Source organism: Nocardia cyriacigeorgica (genome assembly GCF_005863245.1).
Classification (GTDB): Bacteria; Actinomycetota; Actinomycetes; order Mycobacteriales; family Mycobacteriaceae; genus Nocardia; species Nocardia cyriacigeorgica_C.
In genome coordinates, this window is record NZ_VBUT01000002.1 from 231,948 (window position 1) to 250,236 (window position 18,289).

Annotated in this window: 14 protein-coding genes, 1 pseudogene and 1 riboswitch; of the genes and pseudogenes, 6 read left to right on the forward strand and 9 right to left on the reverse strand. The window is 67.3% G+C overall.

What is annotated here, in order from left to right; translation table 11 throughout:
- Positions 1-25 precede the first annotated feature (25 nt).
- Positions 26-1,246: an MFS transporter gene (locus FEK34_RS04390; protein ID WP_138446564.1), complete on the reverse strand. Its 1,221-nt coding sequence runs from the start codon at positions 1,244-1,246 to the stop codon at positions 26-28.
- A gap of 79 nt (positions 1,247-1,325) precedes the next feature.
- Between FEK34_RS04390 and FEK34_RS04395 the strand changes: the two genes are divergently transcribed.
- The gene (locus FEK34_RS04395) at positions 1,326-1,664 is read left to right on the forward strand and encodes an ArsR/SmtB family transcription factor (protein WP_138446565.1); all 339 of its coding nucleotides are present in this window, start codon (positions 1,326-1,328) and stop codon (positions 1,662-1,664) included.
- A 37-nt stretch (positions 1,665-1,701) separates the two neighbouring features.
- Here the strand turns inward: FEK34_RS04395 and FEK34_RS04400 are convergent, their stop codons facing one another.
- The 4 genes from FEK34_RS04400 to FEK34_RS31245 all read right to left on the reverse strand — a co-directional run bounded on the left by FEK34_RS04400 (position 1,702) and on the right by FEK34_RS31245 (position 7,931).
- Positions 1,702-2,415, reverse strand: a complete 714-nt coding sequence (locus tag FEK34_RS04400; RefSeq protein ID WP_138446566.1) for an MgtC/SapB family protein — start codon at positions 2,413-2,415, stop codon at positions 1,702-1,704.
- 187 nt (positions 2,416-2,602) lie between these two features.
- A riboswitch (M-box (ykoK) riboswitch) is annotated at positions 2,603-2,779 on the reverse strand.
- Positions 2,780-2,868: 89 nt separating this feature from the next.
- A complete protein-coding gene (locus FEK34_RS04405; RefSeq protein WP_138446567.1) occupies positions 2,869-5,031 on the reverse strand; it encodes an elongation factor G-like protein EF-G2 in 2,163 nt (720 codons plus the stop codon).
- Positions 5,032-5,138: 107 nt separating this feature from the next.
- Complete coding sequence (locus FEK34_RS04410) at positions 5,139-7,010, reverse strand: UvrD-helicase domain-containing protein (protein WP_171048041.1); 1,872 nt, start codon at positions 7,008-7,010, stop codon at positions 5,139-5,141.
- A gap of 597 nt (positions 7,011-7,607) precedes the next feature.
- Positions 7,608-7,931: an Rv3235 family protein gene (locus tag FEK34_RS31245; protein ID WP_138446569.1), complete on the reverse strand. Its 324-nt coding sequence runs from the start codon at positions 7,929-7,931 to the stop codon at positions 7,608-7,610.
- Positions 7,932-8,757: 826 nt separating this feature from the next.
- Between FEK34_RS31245 and FEK34_RS04420 the strand changes: the two genes are divergently transcribed.
- Both FEK34_RS04420 and FEK34_RS04425 read left to right on the forward strand, forming a co-directional pair.
- Positions 8,758-10,710 carry a UvrD-helicase domain-containing protein gene (locus FEK34_RS04420; protein ID WP_249358789.1) on the forward strand — a complete coding sequence of 651 codons (1,953 nt, stop codon included), beginning with the start codon at positions 8,758-8,760 and terminating at the stop codon, positions 10,708-10,710.
- A gap of 4 nt (positions 10,711-10,714) precedes the next feature.
- Complete coding sequence (locus tag FEK34_RS04425) at positions 10,715-11,422, forward strand: histidine phosphatase family protein (protein ID WP_249358790.1); 708 nt, start codon at positions 10,715-10,717, stop codon at positions 11,420-11,422.
- Positions 11,423-11,508: 86 nt separating this feature from the next.
- Here FEK34_RS04425 and FEK34_RS31250 read toward each other — a convergent pair.
- Positions 11,509-13,163 (reverse strand): annotated as a pseudogene (locus tag FEK34_RS31250) (bifunctional metallophosphatase/5'-nucleotidase).
- Between the two features lie 120 nt (positions 13,164-13,283).
- Positions 13,284-14,318: a flavin-containing monooxygenase gene (locus tag FEK34_RS04435; protein WP_138446570.1), complete on the reverse strand. Its 1,035-nt coding sequence runs from the start codon at positions 14,316-14,318 to the stop codon at positions 13,284-13,286.
- Between the two features lie 125 nt (positions 14,319-14,443).
- Here FEK34_RS04435 and FEK34_RS04440 point away from each other — a divergent pair, with 125 nt between their 5' ends.
- Entirely contained in the window at positions 14,444-14,698 is a 255-nt protein-coding gene (locus FEK34_RS04440; RefSeq protein WP_104361210.1) for a hypothetical protein, read from the forward strand.
- Between the two features lie 52 nt (positions 14,699-14,750).
- On the opposite strand, the gene FEK34_RS04445 is transcribed toward FEK34_RS04440, so the two are convergent.
- The gene (locus FEK34_RS04445; protein WP_249358791.1) at positions 14,751-15,095 is read right to left on the reverse strand and encodes a hypothetical protein; all 345 of its coding nucleotides are present in this window, start codon (positions 15,093-15,095) and stop codon (positions 14,751-14,753) included.
- 45 nt (positions 15,096-15,140) lie between these two features.
- Positions 15,141-15,623: a hypothetical protein gene (locus FEK34_RS04450; protein WP_138446571.1), complete on the reverse strand. Its 483-nt coding sequence runs from the start codon at positions 15,621-15,623 to the stop codon at positions 15,141-15,143.
- A gap of 208 nt (positions 15,624-15,831) precedes the next feature.
- On the opposite strand from FEK34_RS04450, the gene FEK34_RS04455 reads away from it, so the two are divergent.
- Positions 15,832-16,944: a hypothetical protein gene (locus FEK34_RS04455; RefSeq protein ID WP_138446572.1), complete on the forward strand. Its 1,113-nt coding sequence runs from the start codon at positions 15,832-15,834 to the stop codon at positions 16,942-16,944.
- Positions 16,944-18,173 (forward strand): hypothetical protein, encoded by a 1,230-nt coding sequence (locus FEK34_RS04460; RefSeq protein WP_138446573.1) that lies wholly within the window; start codon positions 16,944-16,946, stop codon positions 18,171-18,173. Before FEK34_RS04455 ends, FEK34_RS04460 begins: the two co-directional genes overlap by 1 nt.
- Positions 18,174-18,289 lie beyond the last annotated feature (116 nt).

The following is an 18,289-nucleotide window of genomic DNA, read 5'->3' on the forward strand; positions in this document are numbered from 1 at the left end:
CGATCTCGGCGGCGGCGCGGTGTGCTCACGCCTGACGCGAATTCCATTGGTAAGCAGCAAGTCCGAGGGTGACCCCGAGCGCGGCGAGGAGGCCGGCGAGCGCCGTAGCCGCGGCCGGCATACCCCACCCGCTGACGGCGTATCCGGTGGCAACGGTGAGGATCGCGGCCGGAAGGTACGCGCTGATATTGAGAGCCGCGTTGGCTTCGGCTCGCCGCTGCGCCTCGACGTGCTGGGCGATGAGGCGCAGGCCGCCCAGTTGTCCCAGCCCCTGGCCGATGCCGGCGAGGACGGCGGCGGCGATGAACACTGCCGGGCTCTTCGTGAGGACGGTCAGGATGACGGCCGGCATGGCGAACACGGTGCTCGCGGCGCCGAGCGCGAACAAGCGGTCGACGGTGAGCCCGGTGAGGGCGAGTTGCGACCCGGTCGCGGCGAGGAACATCAGGCTCGCGGCGCCGCCCGCCAGCAGCGGTGAGGTAGTGCCCACCGCGAGGACCAGCAGCGACGGCCCGAGCGCCAGCACGAAGGAGGTGGCCGTCAGGCCCGGAGCGAAAACTGCTGCGCCGCTGGCGATATAGGCACGATTCCGGCGCGGGACGCGGGGCAGGCGCGGCCACGGAAACCCGGTCGTGCGGAGGGACGGCTGCTGCGCCGGCCGTGCCAGCGGGAGCCGCACATAGCCGATCAGCGCCACGATCAGCAGCGCGACGTTCGCCGTGAACACCGGCAGCACGGGGGAGTCGGTGACCTGATAGACGGCGCCGCCCAGCAGCGGCCCGAGCCCGGCGCCGAAGACCATCGCGATCGAAGCGAGCATCGACGTCAGCCCGCGCCGCTGTTCACCACCCAGATCCACCACGGCGGCCATGCCCGCGGACACCACGATCCCGACGGCGACCCCGACCAGCAGCCTGGCCACGATCAGCGCCGTGACCGTATCGGCGACCATGAACAACACCGCCGAGACCAGGGCTATCAGGATCCCGGGGACGACCACGCGCTTGCGGCCGAAGATATCCGCTGCCCGCCCGGCGACGAGAAGTGCGGCCACCAGGCCCGCGATGTAGGCGGCGAACACCACGGTGAGCGTTGCCGAGGAGAACCGCAGTTCGTGCTGCCAGTGCACGTAGAGCGGTGTCGGGGAGTTCGACAGCGCGAACACCGCCGTCACCGCCCAGGCTGCTCGCGCGAGATGCCACCTCGATCCGACCCGGTCGTCGGCCACGGCCGCGAGTGTCACCACAGGAACCTCCTTGTACGAGTTTTCTCGTACTGGAAGCTAGCAGTACGAGAAAACTCGTACAAGACGGTAGAGTGGCGGCATGCACGACCAGTCAGAGGAACTGCCCCCGCTGCTGCCGGAGCCCGCGGTGGCCGAGATCCGCCTCGAGCGCGTGATGGGGGCGCTGTCAGAGCCGCTGCGGATGACCATCGCCCGCAAGCTCCTGCTCGAGTCCGACGACTTCGACCACCCGTGCGGCTGGTTCGGCTTCGACCGCCCCAAGTCGAGCCTCACCCACCATTTCAAGGCCCTGCGCGAGGCCGGCGTGATCCATCAACGGCAGTACGGACTCGAACGCCGCAGCCGCCTGCGCACGGAGGATCTGAACGAGCGGTTCCCCGGCCTGCTCGATCTCATCGCGGCCACTGGCGACCAGTGACCAGCGTGTCCAGACGCCGTTCAGCCGTGCCGTGAGTTCATGCCCGTACCTCGGTCGGCTCCCCGGCGATCCGCCAGCCGACGCTGGTGACCGAGGGTTCCAGGCTCAGCCGGCTCACCGCCGACTCCATTTCCCGGTCGTCGCGCTGATCGCCGACCAGGTCGGCCCGCACCGTCACGAGCCCGGTGGTGTCAGCATTGGCGCTCGACACCGCGACGAGACGGAAATCGGTGCGGGTCAAGGCCTGCACCAGCAGTGCCCGCACATGCGGTTCGTTGGAATCGTCGGTGACAGCGGTGAACACGTACCGCGCCGGGCGTTCGGCCCCCGCGTCGGGCCGGCGATCGACGGCCCGGCCGGCGGCGCGCAGCGCGATATTCACCCCGACCACGGCCAGCGTTCCGGCGGCCGCGGTGAGATACATGCCTGCCCCGGCGAGCGCGCCGACCGCGGCGGCGCACCACAGCGTCGCGGCGGTATTGAGCCCGCGGACGTTGAGCCCGTCGCGAATGATGACGCCGGCCCCGAGAAAGCCGATTCCGGAAACGATTTGCGCCGCGACCCGTGTCGGGTCGGCGACCTCACCGTGGAAACCGTGGGCGGACAGCAGAACGAACAGGGTCGCACCTCCGGCGACCAGTGCGTTGGTGCGTAGCCCGGCCATGCGGGCCCGGTATTGGCGTTCGATCCCGATCAGGGCGCCGAGCCCTACTCCGGTCCCGAGGCGTAGCAGCATGTCGATGGTGGTCATGGGAGACCTCTTCCGCTCGGCGCGACACCTCGCACCGGCGGGCGGATCGGCAGGCTCAGCCGATCGCGGGACGGCGCAGGTGGCGGCGTGGTGACTGTGTGATGACACGGCTTGAATGACTACCGTCAGGCACGACGTCCACCTCCTTCCGTTGCGCCGGGGGAGTGGACCGGTGTCGATCACCGGTGGGCACCACTCCTCGTCAGACCTTTGGCACTCCACGGCGTGAACCCGCCGGTGTACGGCGGGAGCCGGTCGGGGCCACCCCTTAAGCCGGGGAGACCTGTCCTGACCCGGGGCGTCTCTCGACGTTCGGGGTCGCCGGCCTGTTTCCGTGAAGGAGCCTCAGCGAACGATGGCACCTAGCGTCGACCAGTAAACGCCTCGGGCAGCGCGCCCCGCAACCCACTAGCGACAGCCGTCACAGTGGTCGACTATCCGGCACGACGTTTATCAGGCGGACACGGACTCCTTCCGCACCCGTTCGGCCAGCTGCGCGGGCATCGGATCGTGACGTAGATAGTCGCGACTGAAGTGGGCGACACCGTGAGTCAGCGAGCGTAGGTCCACGGCGTAGCGGGACAGTTCCAGCTCCGGGACCTCCGCGCGGATCAGGGTTCTCCCGGTCTCGGCCGGTTCGGTGCCGAGGATGCGGGCGCGGCGCACCGACAGGTCGGTGAGGGCGGCACCGAGGTAGTCGTCGGGCACTGTGACCCGCACCTCCGCGATGGGTTCCAGTAGTTCGATCCGGGCGGCGGCCGCGGCTTCGCGCAGGGCGAGCGCACCGGCGGTCTGGAACGCGGCGTCGGAGGAATCGACCGAATGCGCCTTACCGTCGAGCAGCGTGACCCGCACATCGACCAGCGGATATCCGGTCGCCACCCCGCGCGCGGCCTGCGCGCGCACCCCCTTCTCCACCGAGCTGATGAACTGGCGCGGAACCGCACCGCCGACCACCTTGTCGACGAACTCGATCCCCGATCCCTCCGGCAGCGGCTCGACCTCGATCTCGCATACCGCGTACTGTCCGTGCCCGCCGGACTGCTTCACATGCCTGCCGCGCCCGGTTGCCTTGCCCCCGAACGTTTCCCGCAGCGCGACCTTGTGCTCTTCGGTGTCGACCTGTACCCCGAACCGGGTGCGCAACCGTTCCAGCGCGACGTCACGATGCGCCTCGCCAAGGCACCACAGCACCAGCTGGTGGGTGCGGTCGTTGTTCTCCACCCGGATCGCCGGATCCTCGGCGACCAGCCGCGACAGGCTCTGCGAGAGCTTGTCCTCATCGGCCTTGCTGTGCGCGCGGATCGCGATAGGCAGCAAGGGTTCCGGCATCTGCCACGGTTCGATCAGCAGCGGCGAGCCGGTGCCGGACAGGGTGTCGCCGGTTTCGGCGTGCCCGAGCTTGGTGACGTAGGCGATGTCGCCGGCGACGGCCTCGCGCAGCGGGCGTTGCTGTTTGCCGAACGGCGCGGTGATCCCGCCGACCCGTTCGTCGGCGTCGTGGTCGGTGCCCGAGCCGTGGCCGCAGATGTGTACGGTGTCGTCGGCGTGCAGGGTGCCGGAGAACACCCGCACCAGCGAGACCCGGCCGACGTACGGATCCGACGAGGTCCGGATGACTTCGGCCGCCAGTTCCCCGGACGGATCACAGTGCAGGGGAGTGGGTTTCGAGCCATTCGCCAGACGCACCGCCGACACCTCGTGTTCGGCGGGGGTCGGGAATCCGGCGGTCATCAGCTCGAGCATCTCCAGGGTGCCGAGCCCTTGCAGCCCCTCCTCGGCGGCGGGCGCCGCGAACAGCACCGGATGGAAACTGCCGCGCACCACCGCGCGCTCCAGGTCCCTGATCAGCGTGCTCAGCTCGATCGTCTCTCCGCCCAGATACCGCTCCATCAGGGTCTCGTCTTCGCTTTCGGCGATGATGCCCTCGATCAGCCGATCCCTGGCCGGTCCGATCATCTCCAGCTCTGCGTCGGAGGGCTCCTTCCAGGTGCGCCGACCGGTCGAATAGTCGGCGATCCGCTGCTCCAGCAGCTCCATCAGTCCGGTCGCCGGTCGATGCCCGTCGGCGGCGGCGGGCCCGTACACCGGCAAGTGCAGCGGCAGCACATTCTCCATCGATTCGCCGCCGAGCAGCGCCTGACAGGTCCGCGTCATCTCGTCGAAGTCGGCGCGCGCGGTATCCAGATGGGTCAGCACGATGGCCCGCGGCATTCCGACGCTCGCGCACTCCTCCCACAACGCCCGGGTCGATCCGGCGACTCCCTCGACCCCTTCGGCCGCCGACACGACGAACAACGCCGCATCCGCAGCCCGCAAACCGGCCCGCAGCTCACCGACGAAATCCGCGTATCCGGGCGTGTCGATCAGATTGATCTTCACCCCCTCCCACTGCACCGGCACCACCGACAACTGCACCGACCGATGCTGACGTTGCTCGATTTCGTCGTAATCCGACAGCGAGGTCCCGTCCTCGACCCGCCCCGCCCGGTTCACCGACCCGGTGGCCAGCGCCAACGCCTCCACCAACGTCGTCTTCCCGGATCCGCTCCCCCCGACAAGCACCACATTCCGGATGGCCTCCGGCCGCCCCACCCCGTTCGCTCTGTCCACCATGACTCACCGTCCTCGGGAATCGACACGCGGTTATATCGAGCTTCCCACCGTCGAGGTACTCACGTCCATGGTTCTGGTGAACAGGTCAGGAGTCGAATTCGCCGAGCTCACGTGCGGGTCCAACCGGTCGGTCCGAGCGTTGTCGCCCGGTTGACGCGATCCCGGCCGTGATCGCGTCGGTCCGCCGCACGAGGGGCGATGAACCCTACCCAGGCGAAGTCGCGTGCTCTGGTGATGGCGACCATCGTCTGACGGTCCCAGAGCTCGGACCGTTGCCGATCGGCTCCCGTGGAACTGCGCGCCGACGGCCGCGGCGGTTCGGTGACGTAGAAGATCCCCGTGAACTCGAGACCTTTCGCCCGGTGAACGGTGCCCACTTTGATCGCTTCCGTGCGCTCGCCGCGGTAGTCCTCCAGCGCGGTGGCGGCGATGCCGGCCTTGCGCAGTCCGTCCACGACCGTGCTGCCGAGCTGACGGCTCGTGGTGATGACAGCGAGTTCGCTCAATGGGGCCGATCGGCGGCGGATGGCCGTGACCAGCGCGGCGTCGAGTTCGTCGACCGAGCCCTGCCAGTCGACGGTGTCGCCGCCGGGTAGGACGACGCGGGCCTCGTGCAGTGCACATCCGGTGAACCCTTCGAGCCGGCCGAGGGTGTTCAGCGCGTTGACCGTCGCGGCCCGGCGATAGACCGCCGCTCTGTTGCGATAGTTCACGCGGAGCAGCGCCGTGCGTCCGCGCACGTCGATGCCGGCATCGGCCGGTCGGCAGCCGCCCTCGTACACCTGTTGCTGGCCGTCGCCGACGAGCAGCAGTGGTGCGTCGTCACCGCCCCCGGCGATGGCGTGTGCCAGGCGCAGCCCGTTGAGGGTGATGTCCTGGATCTCGTCGACGACCACCATGCCGTAGGGCTTGTCGTACGGCTTCTCGTTCAACATCTCGAGCGCGAGGGAGATCATGTCGTTGAAGTCGGAGATCCGTTGTTTCCGGAGGATCTCGCAGTAGGGGAGATAGAGCTCGTTCCAGACGAGTCCGCGTTGGTCGCGATCCAGGTCGGGTCCGCTGCGGCCGCTGCGGTCGTGTTCCCAGTAGTGCGGGAGGTCGGGGATACCGCGTCCCTTGATGACCCGATCGATTTCGGTGCGCCAGTAATCGGCGCGGGGATCGATGGCGGAGAGGGTGGCCCCGGCGTGACGCCAGGCTTGCTGGAAGGCTGCATCGGTCTGCTTGGGCTCCACCTTGATGTAGCCGCCACGATCGATGATCAGCTGATTCGCCCACGCATGAAGTCCGACGAACTCGGCGCGGTCGCTCACCTCGCGTGCGAGGCGACGGAAATGTGTTCGCTGGCAGGCCGCAAGGGTTGTGACGAAGGTCGTGTACAGCGCCGGCCCGCTGTTGTGCCGCAGATGCCGCGCCATCCGGTGTAGCGCGACCACCGTCTTCCCGGTGCCCGCGGGTCCGCTGATCCATGCCGGGCCGCGGAAATTCCGATTGATCAGGCCGATCTGATCCGGGTCTCGGAAGGTCTTCCAATCGTCGAGTGGGCGAGCGGCGGCCTGTGCCCGCTGGTGAGCCACCAGATCTGCCCGGTCGATCAATGCCGGCTCCGACGGACTGCGCGGCGAAACGTCGGTGCGGATCCGCCGGTAGTTCGACGCCCGGGACTCGATCTCGTCCGCGATCGCTCTGGCTCGTGCCGGGCTGAAATCCGGGGTCAGCCTCGACAAGTTCGCGGCGAAGTCGGCCAGCCGGGTCGAGAGGTGCTGACCGGAGGCCGCTACCTCGATGCCGTCCGGCAACAGCAGGATCGTGCGCATGCGGTGTGCGACGAGGTAATGCCGATCATTGTGCAGTCCCGCGACGAACGGCTTTGCCTTGCGGGCGATCTCGTCGGTGCGGAGAAACCGCTGGCCCCGCTCGACGAAGACCAGTAGGTGCACTCCGCGGCTCCCGATCACGATGGCGGCAGCCTCGTTCACGGGTTGGTGGGGTAGGTCCCGGTGCACAAGCACGTGCCAGAAATCGTCGTTCAACGGCACGCTCAGAAAGTTCCGGTGCCGCGGGGTGAGGTCTGGGATCTGCCGAAGGATCTGATAGATCCTGCTCCGCCTCGAATCGCTGTTGGTCATCGCAGACCCCCTTGCCGCTCGACTTCCAGCAATCAACAGTACGGTTAATCCGTTGCAGCCGTGCGTGTTTCGATTACGGAGACCAGAATGTAACCAATCCGTGGACGGCCGCGGCGGCCCGCGGCAGGGGGCCGGCTCGGGCTGCGCCGGTCGCCCGCAACGCCCACGTCCGCACGGCATCGGCCGCCGGCCGAGCACCGCGACCGCCCAGTCGGCGCCGGTGCGCCCGGCGGCTGCATCGGCGTGGTCAGCGATTGCCGTGCTGCCCAGCGGTATCCGGCACGAAGGCGCCGAGCGCTCCTTCCACGCCCTCGACCGGAGTCGCCATGACCATTACGTCCGTCAACACCATGTCCGCCGCCGTCTGCTGCGGCTGAGGCCGTCGCGGGTTCGGTCGCGGCGGTCGCTGTGGCCGCCATCAGCGTGACCGATCCGTGCCCGGGGTGATCAGCTCAACCGCAGTGCGGTCAGGTGCCAGTCTCGGCTAACGGATCGCTCGATGCGGGCGGCGAGGGCCAGCCGACGGGACCCGCGCTGGTATCGGGCGCAGATCTCCGCTGCCTGGTCGTCGATCATCTCCACGTGGAGTCCGGCCAGGACAGCGGCGCCGAGTTCTCTGCTCGGCACCAGGTCGGCCCGCACCAACGTGCCGACCGCGGCAACGGTGCGTTCGTCGGCGATTCCGGACAGCTGGGAGACCGGGCGCCGATGGTCGAGTACTTCCAGCGCCACCCGCAGTGATCGTTCGGCGGCTTGCCGTGCCTGTTCCAACGCCTCACCGCCGTGATTCGACCTCGTCGCCGAGCACGCCGCTCTGCGGATTCCTGCGGGTACTCGATGAGTGGCCGGTGGCGTCCGAGGTCGTAAGCGACGTCGGCATGGCGCCGCTTCGGGTTCCGTCCGTAGGGGTTCCCGCTGTAGAGGTTCCCGCGAAGCGTGCGGCGTGTACGGCCGCGACGGCGGTTCGTACATGGGAATGGGCAGCAGTTCTATCCGGAACTCATCCATCGGTATCCCCCTCGCAGATGATCGCCGGAGCGCGATCGGCTGGAAACCAGCATGGCATTCGAGGAAATCTGTGCGCCACGTTTCGCGCGGGATTCGTCGCACACGCACTGTCGCATCGGCGTTTTCGGAAGTCGACGGCGTGTCGAGTCGAGCGTGCTATCGGCGAGAAATCCGCACGCCGGACTCTGCTGCGCCGCCTCGGCACTGGCTGCCCCGGACCGTCGCGAAGGCTGCCGTCGCGGTCGGGGCCGCGTAGCACGCTGTCAGCGGTGACCATCCACGCGGGAAGTCACTGCACGCCGAGTCGCCGAGCTCCGGCGGCGCACGACATCGCGGTAGGGGTGGTCGATGCGGCCTCGGGTGGTGCGGGTGGCTGGGGGCATCAGGCGGTGGATCGACGTCGGCGCAGTCGTCGGCTCGCGTGGACCAGCGCAGACCCGGGCGGAAGCCGTGCGACACAAATGCAACGACATCTGCAAGAACATTCGCCAATTATGTTGGAAACAAGCAGAATTCACTGTTGAAGCAACAATGTTCCGGTAAACTTCCTCCTCGGATGCAAACATCATCCGAAAGCAGGGGATCACTCATGACCGATATTGCTCGTGAGCGCAGGCGACGGTGGGTCGAGCGCACATTGGCTGATCTGCCGCGGCTCACGGCGGCGCAGCGGCGGTTTCTCTCGGTTCCGTTGTCCGAGCGCGACTGGCATCTCTTGGTCGATCGCGCCGGTGACAACGAGGGTCGAGCATCAGGGTTCGCGATCGGTCGTACGGGTGTGTACGCCTTGGTGTTCACCGATGTGGTGCCCTCACGCGCTTACCTGGCCCGGATTCGCAAACATGCCGAGGAGGCCTTCGCGGGCCTGCTGTTCGGGCGTGAACAGTTCGTCCCGCACATGCTCGACATCATGCTGCTGATGACGTCGGCGGTGCGGGTGGAGGCGCATGATCAGTTCCTCGCGGTCGACGAATCGACGATCCGGGAAACGCTCCTGTCGGGCGAGTCCAAACTGTCCAAACGTCGTGCACGTGATATCGCTCTGTCGGTATCGGACCGATTGACCTGGTATCAACGGATTTCCACGGATTCGGCCCCTGCGGCCGACGCGGTGGCGGCCGACGGCCTGTTCGGCGAATCGTCGCTGGCAGACGATGCGAGAGCGAACGGACTGGCCCGCCCGTTCCGCGAGTGGATGACCTTCCTCGATCCGGAACAGCTCGCTCTCGTGCACGCGAATTTCAACGGCCCGGCCAGATTCAGCGGCCCGGCAGGCACCGGGAAATCGGTCGTCGCGCTGCACCGGATGGCCCATTTCGCCAAACACAACCCCGGCCGGCTGCTGTTCACCAGCTTCGTCAAGACCTTGCCCGCCTATCACGAGCAGAGCTTCGCCCACCTGGCGCCGCACGCGCGCGGCCGCGCGAAATTCATCGGCCTGCATGCGTGGACGATCGACTTCCTGAAGCGGCGCGAAGTCCCCTACTACCTCGACTCCACCATTCGCGAGGATGCCTTCGCCCGCGCCTGGAGCCGGGCGCGCGAGGTGCTCGGCCGGATCGAAGGCACCGATTACCAGTATTGGCAAGACGAACTGGACCGCACGATCAAAGGCCGTGGCCTGGAGACGCGCGACGCGTACAAAGCGATCAAACGCACCGGCCGCGACGGCATTCAACTCCACGGCAGCCGCCGCGACTACGTGTGGGAGCACCTGTATCGGCCGTACCAGGCGCGCATGGCCAACCGCGGCGCCGACGATTTCAACGACATCATCCGCAAGGCCATCGACGAATTGCGGGCCCGGCCGTTGGACAGCACCGAGGATTACGCGATGGTCGTCGTCGACGAGGTCCAGGATTTCACCTTGATGCAGCTGCGGCTGGTCCATCAGATCGCCGGGGGCGGCCCCGATGCGAACCTGCTCATGGTCGGCGACGGGCAGCAGCAGGTTTATGCCGGTGGCTGGCGAATCTCCGATGCCGGGATTCCGCTGCTGGGCCGCGGCCGAATTCTGCGGCGGAACTACCGCAATCGAGAGGCGATCCTGCGCTACACCCAGCAGATCGAGGCCGGAAACAGTGTCGACGATCTCGACGGCGGCCAAGGATTCGTGCTGCGCGACAGCGACTCCGTGCTGCCCGGCGGCGAGGCCACGGACCGATTCGTCGGCCGGACGGAAATCGACACCGTGCTGGTCCGGGCCATCAAGGACTCCGGTCTGCCGGCCACCGATATCGCCGTCATCGTGAATACGAGGAAGCAGGCCGAGCACTTCCAAGAAGTCCTGGAACAGGCCAACTTCGCGGTGCTCTCGCTCGAGGAATACGACGGCACCCAACTCGACTGCATCAAGGTCGGCACCGTCTACCGCGCCAAAGGCATGGATTTCGCCGCCGTCTTCCACATCGCGGACAAACCCATCGACACCACCCACCTGACCGGCGGCGCCCGCGACCGCGCGGAACTGCTCGCCCGTCAGCGATTGGTGGCGGTGAGCCGTCCACGCGACTACCTGTGGGTCGCGTATCTGACAGACTGAGACGGTGCGCGAAGCGATCGCCTACCCGCTTCCCCGGCCGACCGAAATCGCCGGTGTCTGGGCGATCAGGCACGGCCAGAGCACCGTGAACGCGGCCTCCGGCGGCCCCGACGCCGAGACCCGCACCCGCGTCCCCGACTGGACCATCGAGCTGTCCCCGCTGGGCAGGCAGCAGGCCGCCGCTCTCGGCGCATGGTGGGCCGGGTTCGACGGCGACCGCCCCGGCCTGGTCCTCTGCTCGCCGTATCTGCGCACGCGGCAAACATGGGCGGCGATGGAGCAGGCGGCGCGAGGTTCCGGTGCCGATCCGATTGTCGTGGTTGACGAGCGCCTGCGGGACCGCGAAATGGGTGCGCTCGAGCTGTCGTCACCCGCCGCGATCCGACGAGGTGCGCCTGAAGAAGCCGAACGTCGAGCGCGACTGGGGGATTGGTTCTATCGGCCGCCGGGTGGCGAGTCGCTCGCCGACGTTACCCTGCGCGTTCGCGATCTCATCAACGATCTCGAAAGCCCGGCCGCACGAGTTCAGATCCTGATCGTCGCCCACGACGCGACCATCGCCGCGCTACGCCGCATCTTCGCCGGTCCGGGTCCGGAGTTGCCCGACGAACTGCCGCCGGTTCCGAACGCCTCTGTTTCCCAGTGGATCCAGGATCAGGGGCGGCTGAGACTCGTTCGCTGGGGTGAGAGCGTGGACCAGGGCATCGGCTGATCAGATCCGGTCGAGCCCCGAGCACACATTGACCGCCGACCACAACATGCCCCGCCCTACCACACTGGCGAGCGCGCGCAACCAGATCAACGGCGCTCGACCCGAACTGCGGGTGGTGCGACCGGACCACGACCGCTGAGGTAGGCCTCCAACACATCGAGATCCATCGGGCCCACGGTCAGATCGGTCCCACGCGCGAACACGCTGAACCCATCACCACCGGAGGCGAGGAAGTTGTTCGTCGTCACCCGATACACCGCGACCTCGTTCAACGCCTCACCGCCGATGCGGACACTGCTTCTGTCGACCTTGTTCCCGGCCGGCGCCGCGTCGTCATAGGCGTAGGAGATACCGGCCACCGACAGGATGGTCGGCTTGTCCGGCTTGCTCCACTGTTGTTCGAGCAGGTCGACGATCTGCCGGCCGGTCAGGCTGACGGTCACCACCTGATTGCCGAACGGCTGCCGAACGTGATCGGCCCCGCCCCGATATCGGCGCGCACACCACCCGGGTTCATGAATGCCGCCACCGCCTGCGCGGGTCCGTCGGTGGTGTCGAGCATGGCGTCGGCGATGAGGCTGCCCAGCGGCGATTCACTACCCGGAGCCGCCGATTTCGGCAACGGCTCGGCCGCGGTTCCCACCACCCGCTCGGCTCTCGGCGCGGCCGCGGCGGCGAAGAAGTCGATCAGCTCGACCGTCGCCGGGTCGGGTGCCACGTCCCGGGTCACCACCCGGTTGACCGCCCGCACGTCGACGCCAGCGTCCCCGAAACGCACTGTCACGTCGGTGATCAGCCGGCCATATGACGCCGCCTGCGTCACGATCTTGCCGTCGAATTCGCACACATACGACTGGTGGCTGTGCGCGGTGAACAGCACCCGCACCGCCGGATCTGTGCGCCGGGCCAGCTCGGGCACGTTCGGCGTGATGTTCGCGCACCCGTTATAGTCGGCATCGGGCACCTGTTGCTTCCCGCCGTCGTGCACCAACCCGACGATGACCTCGGCACCCGCGCCGAGCATCTCCGGCACGTGCCGGTTGATCGCGTCCGCCGGATCGCCGAACGTGTTTCCGCGAATGCCCTCCGGGAAAACGATCTGCGCGGTTTCCGGCGTCACGACACCGATCACGCCGATCTTGTGCCCGCCAACCTCGGCCATCGTCCACGGCCGAAGCCCCGGCGGCAGCTGCCCGTCGGCGTCGGTCATATTCGCGGCGAGATACGGAAACGCGGCCCCGGTGAACAGTGTTCCGGGCGAACATCCGTCGAGCGCGCATCCGCCCTGCTGCATCCGGGTCAGTTCCCGCACACCGTCGTCGAGTTCGTGGTTGCCGACCGCCGACGCCGCAGGCCGCAGTGAGTTCAGGTAAGTCACCGTCGGCTCGTCGTGGAACAGCGACGACACCAGCGGGCTCGCCCCGAAGTTGTCGCCCGCCAACAGCACCGCGCTGTCCGGGTAGGCGGCGCGCAGCCGCGACAGATGGGTCGCCAAGTAGGCGGCCCCGCCCGCAGCCTCGCCCGCGATCTGCCCGTTCGACCCTTCGGGTGGTTGCAGATGCCCGTGCAGATCGTTGAACCCGAACAGGTGCACGTCACCCGGCTGGGGTTCGGGCAGATCCTCCGTCGAGACGAGCCTGGCCGTGCCGGACGATGTCGGCTGCTCGGCGGCGCATCCGGCGAGCAGGCTCACGCTGAGCAGTCCGGCGCAGAGGGCGACGATGCGATGACAGACGCTCATGCGCTCCGACGGTGCCAGACCCGGTGGGCGTGAATGCGACGGAGGGGTGAATTCTGGAGCTCCCTGTCGCAGCCGGAACAGTCCGGGTCGATGCGCGAGTCTGGCCTCCACACCAGCCGGTCACAGATGCCGAGCCAGCCGACGTGCCAGGTAACGGCTGTCGCGCCCGACGCCGTGCAATGTTCCCGACAGGATGGATCGCTGATACTCCAGTCCGATGAACGCGAGGCCGGGGTGCGTTGTGGACATTCCGTTGCGATGCTGTGGGAACCCCGTGCCGTCGAAGGCGATCAGACCCTCCAGGTACGCGAGCGCCGGCCGGTACCCGGTGGCGAGGACGACGGCGTCGACCCGAGTGGTTCGCCCGTCCGCCCAGCGCAGGTCCGTTCCTTCGGCGGCGGTGAACATTTCGGTGACCTCGGGATGTCCGCCGTCGATGAGCTCACGGTGACCGTTGGTATCGATGATCGGGATCGTCCCGCTGTGAAAGAACCGTCCGGCGGGCAGCCGCGCGGCCAGCGACAGCACCCGCCAGAACCGGGAATCAGCCGGAATCGGCTCGGTGGTCGCGTATCGCAGCGGGGTGCGCGAGGCCAGGATCACCTCCGCGTGCGTGGCCAGTTCCACGGCGATCTGGAACGCCGAATTCCCCGAACCCACCACGACGACACGCTGTCCCGCAAAGGGTTCCGGTGACCGGTAGTCAGCGCTGTGCCGGACCTCGCCGGTGTAGGAATTCAGTGCGGGAAGGTTCGGGCGGTGCGGATTGCCGAACATGCCGGACGCCGCGATCACCACCGGTGCGGTGAATTCCGTGCCGTCCGTGGTCCGCACGCGGTACCCGCCGTCGGTGCGTGACACCGTGCGTACCCGCTGTCCGGTGCACACCGTCAGGTCTTCGGCGCAGCGGCGCAGGTATGCGGCGACTTCGTCGCGGGTCGGGTAGCGGTTCGGGTCGCCGGGGAAAGGCCGGCCGGGCAGGCTGTCGAGATGCGCCGGAGTGAACAGCCGGAGGCTGTCGTAGTAGTGCGGCCACGAGCCCGCGGTATCGTCACCGGCTTCCAAAACCAGTGGGCGCAGTCCACGTTCCTGTAGGGCCAGTGCCGCGGCGATACCGGCTTGACCGGCGCCGATGACGATCGCTGAGGTATCCATGACGGCCCGATCGTGACAGCCGCCCGAACCTCAGCGCAATCGAATTACGTCGGCAGTCGACCGCCTCACAGGCACCACCGACCCCATGAGAGAATCATCGGCGTTTCACAAGTGAATGGAGCAAGATGAGAATCGCCGCTGTTCTCGGGACGTCCGCTGTCGCTGTCGGTCTGGTCCTGTCGGTTCCGGTGCAGGCCTCGGCTCAGCCGGGGCCGGGATGCCATGAGTCCTACGACCCGTGCGTGCCGATCACCTCCGACGTGGACTGCGCCGGTGGGAGCGGGAACGGGCCGGAGTACACCGGGCGGGTGCGGGTGATCGGACCGGATGAGTACGACCTCGACCGCGACGGGAACGGAATCGGCTGCGAGAACAGCTGATTCCTGATCGGCCGGGTCCGGTCCGTGGTCCGGACCCGAGGCCTCGGCCGATTCACCCCCCGGGCTGCAACCCGGAAGAAATCTCGACCACGATCTGCTGGTCGGTCACCTCGCGCACCGTGATCGTGTTGCCCTCGGCCGACCCCGACTCACCCACGGGAACGCTGACTTCCTGCCCGCCCACCGACAGGGTGACCATATTCCCCTCCACCGAGACCACCTTGACCTTCAGCCCGAGGACGTTCGCCTCAGCGTCGACCCCGCGCTCGAACGTGATGACGCATCCCTCGACCTTGCACTCACTCGTGTACCCGTCACCCTGCATAGTGCAGGCACCCGCCCCGAACGCGGTCAGAGTGGCGAACATGGACGCTGCGAGCAGCCGTCGAACTAACACGCCACCAGTGTAGATCCGCACCCACCACCCTGGTGCCCCAACCGCTCAGCCCTCCGGATCCGCCATCACCACCACACGATCCTCCGCCGGCGTGTACCCGAGCACCGGATGCCCGATGTCCCCCTCGGCGTTCATCACGACCGCCTTCCCCAACAGCCGCCCAATCGTGCCGAGAAACCCCGACAGCACATCAAGTCCCACCTGCCCCTGCAGTTCCTGCAGGTCGACATCGAATTCCACCTGCGACTCACTCCACGGCCGAAAAATCGCCAACAACTCCGGCGCCGCCCGAACATGCAGACTGACCACCTCCTCATCCTCACCCCGCCCCAACACCTCCGCCGCCGTCGGCAACGGCTTCACCTCATCGCCTTCCCGAAACACCCACTCCCACCCACTCGACCGGACCAGGTCGAACACGGCCTGCCAATCCTCGACGGTCGTGTCATGCACGTAGATGTCCGGCAGCGCACCCATGACAGCGGGGTCGAAGAGGTTCTTTACGTCGTCCCATTTCAATTCCGACATGGGTTCATCATGGTCGAGCGGGCGCGCGTGCGGGCGATCGGACCTCAGAGTCATACCGAGGCCGGTCGGGAGCCCAGACCGACGATTCCCAGCGTCGCGCCACTCCTGAATGGACTGAGATCGTTGCGGCACGCTGGGTTCCACCGCAGACCATTCAGAACCGGCGCCTAACGAACCGGGCCCGGAAACCGACAGTGCCACTGTGACGATGATCAACGACGGCGACATCGCGGCAGAACTGCACCTCGACGAGGGCGAAACCTTCCTGCTCGCAGCCCTGCAACTCATGATGCTCGACCGCGACATCGCAGCCGAGAAGCGCGCGCCCGAAGCCAAGATCGCGGCTCGCGACTCGGCAGCAGTGTCGGCCGTTGGACTCCTGGACCAGCTCTCCGACTCGGCTCCGGCGTGGATCCGCGCTTACGTCGAGAGCTGTAACCCCATCACAATCGAATCGGTGCCCGACGCACCCGCTGAGCTCTGCGGCAACGTCATCGACCGCGAACGGGCCGTCCTGTTGATGATCGAACTACTGCTCTTCTCGCCGTGGGCAGACGGCAAGACCAAGTGGGTCGAGAAGGAGCGCCGTCACTCGCTCCGGGTTGCCGCAGGTATGTTCCCGAACCTGCGCGACGACGACCTGCCGGTCATGGAGCGGGAAAGCGCCGCGATCATGCGCCGCTTGCGCCGGGCGTCGCTCAAATGGGGTCGTGTCGCGGTCGTATCCGTCGCAGGGCTCGGTGCCGGCTTGCTCACCGCTGGCTGGGCGGCGCCCGCGATCGGCGCGGCGGTCGGCGGTGCCATGGGATTGTCCGGCGCCGCCGCGACTTCCGCCGGGCTGGCCGCGCTCGGCGGCGGATCGCTCGCGGCCGGTGGTTTCGGTGTCGCCGGTGGCACCGCCCTCCTGACCGGATTGGGCGGTGTCGCGGGGGCAAGCGTCGGTGCCGCGGGCGCGCGTCTGTCGCAGCGGACAGCGGGGCAGGTGATCACCGATGCCATCAAGCTGGACTTGGTGGCGCGCATGATCTTCGATGAAGATGATGAGAAGGCACGTCGAGTAGCCGAGAGCCTCCAGCAGCGGATCGTCGAACTCGCCACCCTCACCAACCGCCTCGCCGACGAGATCCGCGAATTGTCCAAAGACAAGGCCAGACTCACCGCCGAGAACCGCGAACTCCGCAAACGCCTGCGCCAGCAGTACGAGCAAACGCAGCTGGCTGAAACCGCCCTCGACATAGTGGTGGACAGGCTGTCCGACGACCCCAGCGATGCCGACGACGACACCGATCCCGACGCCGCGCTGACCGAGGCCGACGCCTGATGGACGAGCACCTCGAACGCAACTTCGACACCCAGAATCGCCGTCTCGACGACATCGAATCGACCATCCACGCTCTGCTCGAAGGCCGCGATGTCGACCCGCTCCCGGTCCCGGAAACCGCAGGGCCCCAGAGCTACGACGAACTGACCCGCGACAACGACCGCCTCCGAGCCGACCGCGGCTGGTTCGAGATCGATTTCGACGCCGCACTGACCGCCGAACAACGAGACGCCTTCGAACGCTGGCGAACCAGCACCCGGATCGAATGGAGCACAGCCGATCTCGCGGCGGTCGGCGTCGCCAGCTTCATCGGAATGACCGCCACGTGGTTCGACACCGGAGTCGACGGCGTCGTTCTCGGGCAACTCCAGAAGCTCGGTCGAACGAAACTGCTCCGCACATGGGACAAGGCCGGTAAACGTCTACCCATCGACTACATGGGCCCCGGCTTCGGCGGCAAAGCCCACCGCGTGCGCTCGGCCGGCCACGACCTCTTCCGGATCTTCGAGTCGACACAGCAGATCATGGACGCCGAATTCCGCGGCATCCGCTGGAAAGACGGCAAGAAATCGACCGTCCGAGTCTCCGACCGCTTCCGCGGCGACCTCGACAACTTCGCCGACGCCCTCATAGTCCTTCTCAAACACCTCGCCGCCGACATGGTCACCCCCATGGGCCTGCCCATGCCTGGCTCATCACTGCTCTATGACCTCAACGACCGCGAGCTGCGAAAGCTCATCCACCAGGCATATCAGGGAACTTCCACCGGAAACGGTCTGAATCTGCGCTCCGGCCTCCTCTCTGCTGGACTGCCCGCGATCTGCACCGAGGTGATCATCCGGCTACACGTGCACGCCGCCGCCTACGAGCTCACCGGCTCGACAGCTCTGGATCAGGCCCAGCAAGCTCGCCGATCAGAGCTTCTGCTCGCAGCCCACTCGATGGTCGGTGCGGCTTCTGTCGGCAAGTCCGTCGCCCGAGCGCTCAGCTTGGACGGCGACAAGAAGTACGCGGCGGTCCGGCATGTGAACGTGCCGGTCCTGCTGAGGACGGCGGGGTTGGCGGCTGCCGTTGTCCGGGATGCGACGGCTCGCGCGAACACCGGAGCGGCTACGTGGGATGAACTGCTCACTCGCACCGGGGGGCCGTCTCCGCTCGCGGTAGAACTAGCGGAATCGATTCAGCGAGAGTGTGAAAACGGTTCGGGTGCTCGGCTGAACGAGTCTTGACCACCGAGCCCTCAGCTCGAGTTCTGTGTCTCCGTTCGTCCGTAGTGTGTGCCGATGAATCGCCGAAACGCTGCTGCCGCGCCACAGCGGTCAGGCAGGTCCGCACTGCTAGCCGA

Bases quoted from the DNA above. Each gene is read 5' to 3' on its own strand.
- FEK34_RS04420 (WP_249358789.1), top strand. From the start codon at position 8,758: ATGACCGATATTGCTCGTGAGCGCAGGCGACGGTGGGTCGAGCGCACA.
- FEK34_RS04400 (WP_138446566.1), bottom strand. From the start codon at position 2,415: ATGACCACCATCGACATGCTGCTACGCCTCGGGACCGGAGTAGGGCTC.
- FEK34_RS04440 (WP_104361210.1), top strand. From the start codon at position 14,444: ATGAGAATCGCCGCTGTTCTCGGGACGTCCGCTGTCGCTGTCGGTCTG.
- FEK34_RS04395 (WP_138446565.1), top strand. From the start codon at position 1,326: ATGCACGACCAGTCAGAGGAACTGCCCCCGCTGCTGCCGGAGCCCGCG.
- FEK34_RS04450 (WP_138446571.1), bottom strand. From the start codon at position 15,623: ATGTCGGAATTGAAATGGGACGACGTAAAGAACCTCTTCGACCCCGCT.
- FEK34_RS04455 (WP_138446572.1), top strand. From the start codon at position 15,832: ATGATCAACGACGGCGACATCGCGGCAGAACTGCACCTCGACGAGGGC.
- FEK34_RS04435 (WP_138446570.1), bottom strand. From the start codon at position 14,318: ATGGATACCTCAGCGATCGTCATCGGCGCCGGTCAAGCCGGTATCGCC.
- FEK34_RS04405 (WP_138446567.1), bottom strand. From the start codon at position 5,031: ATGGTGGACAGAGCGAACGGGGTGGGGCGGCCGGAGGCCATCCGGAAT.
- FEK34_RS04460 (WP_138446573.1), top strand. From the start codon at position 16,944: ATGGACGAGCACCTCGAACGCAACTTCGACACCCAGAATCGCCGTCTC.